This window comes from Faecalimonas hominis (assembly GCF_054660755.1).
Window position 1 is genome coordinate 1 of the sequence record NZ_BAAHSH010000077.1, and the last position, 2,939, is coordinate 2,939.

At 37.6% G+C, this 2,939-nt stretch carries 6 protein-coding genes; all 6 read left to right on the forward strand.

Annotation, left to right across the window (positions count from 1 at the left end; translation table 11 throughout):
* The first annotated feature begins 112 nt into the window (after positions 1 to 112).
* The 6 genes from ACYQ35_RS11365 to rplA all read left to right on the forward strand — a co-directional run bounded on the left by ACYQ35_RS11365 (position 113) and on the right by rplA (position 2,804).
* The gene (locus ACYQ35_RS11365; RefSeq protein ID WP_459833650.1) at positions 113 to 481 is read left to right on the forward strand and encodes a YbaN family protein; all 369 of its coding nucleotides are present in this window, start codon (positions 113 to 115) and stop codon (positions 479 to 481) included.
* 165 nt (positions 482 to 646) lie between these two features.
* Positions 647 to 796 carry a 50S ribosomal protein L33 gene (gene rpmG / locus ACYQ35_RS11370; RefSeq protein WP_084667662.1) on the forward strand — a complete coding sequence of 50 codons (150 nt, stop codon included), beginning with the start codon at positions 647 to 649 and terminating at the stop codon, positions 794 to 796.
* Between the two features lie 24 nt (positions 797 to 820).
* A complete protein-coding gene (secE, locus tag ACYQ35_RS11375) occupies positions 821 to 1,027 on the forward strand; it encodes a preprotein translocase subunit SecE (protein WP_009461617.1) in 207 nt (68 codons plus the stop codon).
* Positions 1,028 to 1,059: 32 nt separating this feature from the next.
* Positions 1,060 to 1,575 (forward strand): transcription termination/antitermination protein NusG, encoded by a 516-nt coding sequence (nusG, locus tag ACYQ35_RS11380; protein WP_009461616.1) that lies wholly within the window; start codon positions 1,060 to 1,062, stop codon positions 1,573 to 1,575.
* Between the two features lie 53 nt (positions 1,576 to 1,628).
* Positions 1,629 to 2,054, forward strand: coding sequence for a 50S ribosomal protein L11 (gene rplK / locus ACYQ35_RS11385; RefSeq protein ID WP_009461615.1), 426 nt, complete (start codon positions 1,629 to 1,631; stop codon positions 2,052 to 2,054).
* Between the two features lie 60 nt (positions 2,055 to 2,114).
* Entirely contained in the window at positions 2,115 to 2,804 is a 690-nt protein-coding gene (gene rplA / locus ACYQ35_RS11390; protein ID WP_009461614.1) for a 50S ribosomal protein L1, read from the forward strand.
* Positions 2,805 to 2,939 lie beyond the last annotated feature (135 nt).

The following is a 2,939-nucleotide window of genomic DNA, read 5'->3' on the forward strand; positions in this document are numbered from 1 at the left end:
ATCAAAAATGGTTTATACTGAGAAATCAGGCTGAATTTTTTTTTTGACTTTTTGGTACATTAAAGTTAGAATGAACTAACATAAAATGGTTTTGAATTACTTGGAGGTAAACATGAAATTTATTTGGATTACTATCGGTTTTGTAACAATGGCAATCGGCGGTTTGGGCGTTATTCTTCCGGTTTTACCGACAACGCCATTTCTTCTCGTGTCATCTTTTTGTTTTGCAAAAGGTTCTAAACGTTTTCATAATTGGTTTACGGGAACACAATTGTATAAGAAACATTTGGATAGTTTTGTAAAAGACAGAAGCATGACATTGAAAACAAAGTGGTGTATTTTACTTCCTGCATCTTTTATGCTTATTATCGCCATGATAATGATGCAGAATATATATGGGAGAATTTTTATCCTTATTTTAATCGGTTTTAAATATATTTATTTCTTTACAAAAATTCAGACAAAAAAAGAAAAAATATAGGGGATATGCCTATGAAAAACAAAGAATAAGACTTGACGAGCATTCGTCTGTGTGATAAACTAAACAGGCGAATGGAAGTAGGTCTTTTTTTTATGCCTAAAATTAGGTAGTCTCGCAAACTACCAGTAACTATGAAACAAGAATATAAAAAGCGAGGTGGAAGTTGTGCGCACAAGAATAACATTGGCATGTACAGAATGTAAACAACGTAACTACAATATGACAAAGGATAAGAAAACACATCCTGATCGTATGGAAACAAAGAAATACTGCAAGTTCTGTAGAACACACACATTACACAAAGAAACGAAATAATCGTTTGTGAAAGGACGTGACAGTATGGGCGAAAAGTCTAGTAAAGAAAAGGCTCAGAAGAAGAGCTGGTTCAAAGGTCTTAAAGCGGAATTTAAGAAAATTATTTGGCCAGACAAAAAAACACTTGCAAAAGAGACAACAGCGGTTGTTGCCGTTTCGGTATTGTTGGCAGCATTAATTTCAGTAATTGATGTAATCGTAAAATACGGAGTCGATTTCTTGATTAAATAATAACTGTTAATAATAATGAAAGGTGAGTTTTTATGTCAGAGGCAAAATGGTATGTAGTTCATACTTATTCAGGGTATGAAAACAAAGTAAAAGCAAACATTGATAAGACAATTGAAAACAGACACCTGGAAGACCAGATTTTAGAAGTAAGAGTCCCAATGCAAGATGTAGTGGAACTGAAGAACGGGGTACAGAAAGCGGTTTCCAAGAAAATGTTTCCGGGATACGTTATGATTCATATGATTATGAATGATGATACATGGTACGTTGTGAGAAACACACGAGGGGTAACAGGATTTGTTGGCCCGGGGTCAAAACCGGTTCCTCTTACAGACGAGGAGATGGCTCCGTTAGGTATCCAGAAAGAAGAGATTGTTGTTGACTTTGAAGAAGGCGATACAGTTACGGTTACCGCTGGAGCATGGGAAGGAACAGTCGGAGTCATTCAGGCAATGAATGCTCAGAAACAGAGTCTGACTATCAATGTTGAGTTATTTGGTCGTGAAACACCAGTTGAAATTAGTTTTAAAGAAGTTAAGAAAATGTAACAAGAATAAGTGGGAGGGAAATCCCCGCAAATACCACAAGGAGGTACACAAACATGGCAAAAAAAGTACAAGGTTATATTAAATTGCAGATTCCTGCTGGAAAGGCAACTCCAGCACCACCTGTTGGTCCTGCTTTAGGTCAGCACGGTGTAAATATCGTTGAATTTACAAAACAGTTCAATGCAAAAACAGCAGATCAGGGTGACTTAATTATCCCTGTTGTTATCACAGTTTACAATGACAGAAGTTTCAGTTTTGTAACAAAAACACCGCCTGCAGCAGTTCTTATCAAGAAAGCCTGCAACATTAAATCAGGTTCAGGTGTTCCAAATAAAAACAAAGTTGCTACAATTACAAAAGCGCAGGTACAGGAAATCGCTGAGATGAAAATGCCGGACTTAAACGCTGCTACAATTGAAGCGGCAATCAGTATGGTAGCAGGTACTTGTCGAAGCATGGGTGTAACAGTAACAGAATAATTGTAAACATAGAATGTGGGAGGGCTCGCTCCCGATATTACCACTAGGAGGTTATTTGAAATGAAAAGAGGAAAGAAATATACAGAAGCTGCTAAATTAATCGATAGAGGAAACCTTTATGACAAAGAAGAAGCTATCGCATTAGTAAAAAAATCAGCAGTTGCAAAATTCGATGAGACAATCGAGGCACACATCAGAACAGGTTGTGACGGACGTCACGCAGACCAGCAGATCCGTGGTGCTGTAGTATTACCACACGGAACAGGTAAAACAGTTCGTATCTTAGTATTTGCAAAAGACGCTAAAGCAGAAGAAGCAAAAGCAGCAGGAGCAGATTACGTAGGAGCAGAAGATTTAATTCCAAAAATTCAGAACGAAAACTGGTTTGAATTCGATGTAGTAGTTGCTACACCGGACATGATGGGTGTTGTAGGTCGTCTTGGACGTGTACTTGGACCAAAAGGTTTAATGCCAAACCCAAAAGCAGGTACAGTTACAATGGACGTTACAAAAGCAATCAACGACATCAAAGCAGGTAAGATTGAGTACAGATTGGACAAAACAAACATTATCCACGTGCCAGTTGGAAAAGCTTCTTTCACAGAAGAACAATTAGCGGACAACTTCCAGACGCTTATCGATGCAATCAACAAAGCAAAACCAGCGGCTGTTAAAGGACAGTACTTAAGAAGTGTAACTTTAACATCTACAATGGGACCTGGAGTAAAATTAAATCCGGTTAAACTGTAAGAAATTACATCGAGAATAAATAGAACGAACAGAGAACTATTGCAAATACTCCGGTATGGCAATAGTTCTTTTTTGTGACGAAACTGTGAAAGGGGACGTAGTAAAGTTCGATTTTACTGAGACTATGAAGAAAAG

What these genes read in the sequence shown, in the direction of transcription:
- ACYQ35_RS11365 (WP_459833650.1), top strand. Translation starts at nt 113, where the DNA reads ATGAAATTTATTTGGATTACTATCGGTTTTGTAACAATGGCAATCGGC.
- secE (WP_009461617.1), top strand. Translation starts at nt 821, where the DNA reads ATGGGCGAAAAGTCTAGTAAAGAAAAGGCTCAGAAGAAGAGCTGGTTC.
- nusG (WP_009461616.1), top strand. Translation starts at nt 1,060, where the DNA reads ATGTCAGAGGCAAAATGGTATGTAGTTCATACTTATTCAGGGTATGAA.
- rplK (WP_009461615.1), top strand. Translation starts at nt 1,629, where the DNA reads ATGGCAAAAAAAGTACAAGGTTATATTAAATTGCAGATTCCTGCTGGA.
- rplA (WP_009461614.1), top strand. Translation starts at nt 2,115, where the DNA reads ATGAAAAGAGGAAAGAAATATACAGAAGCTGCTAAATTAATCGATAGA.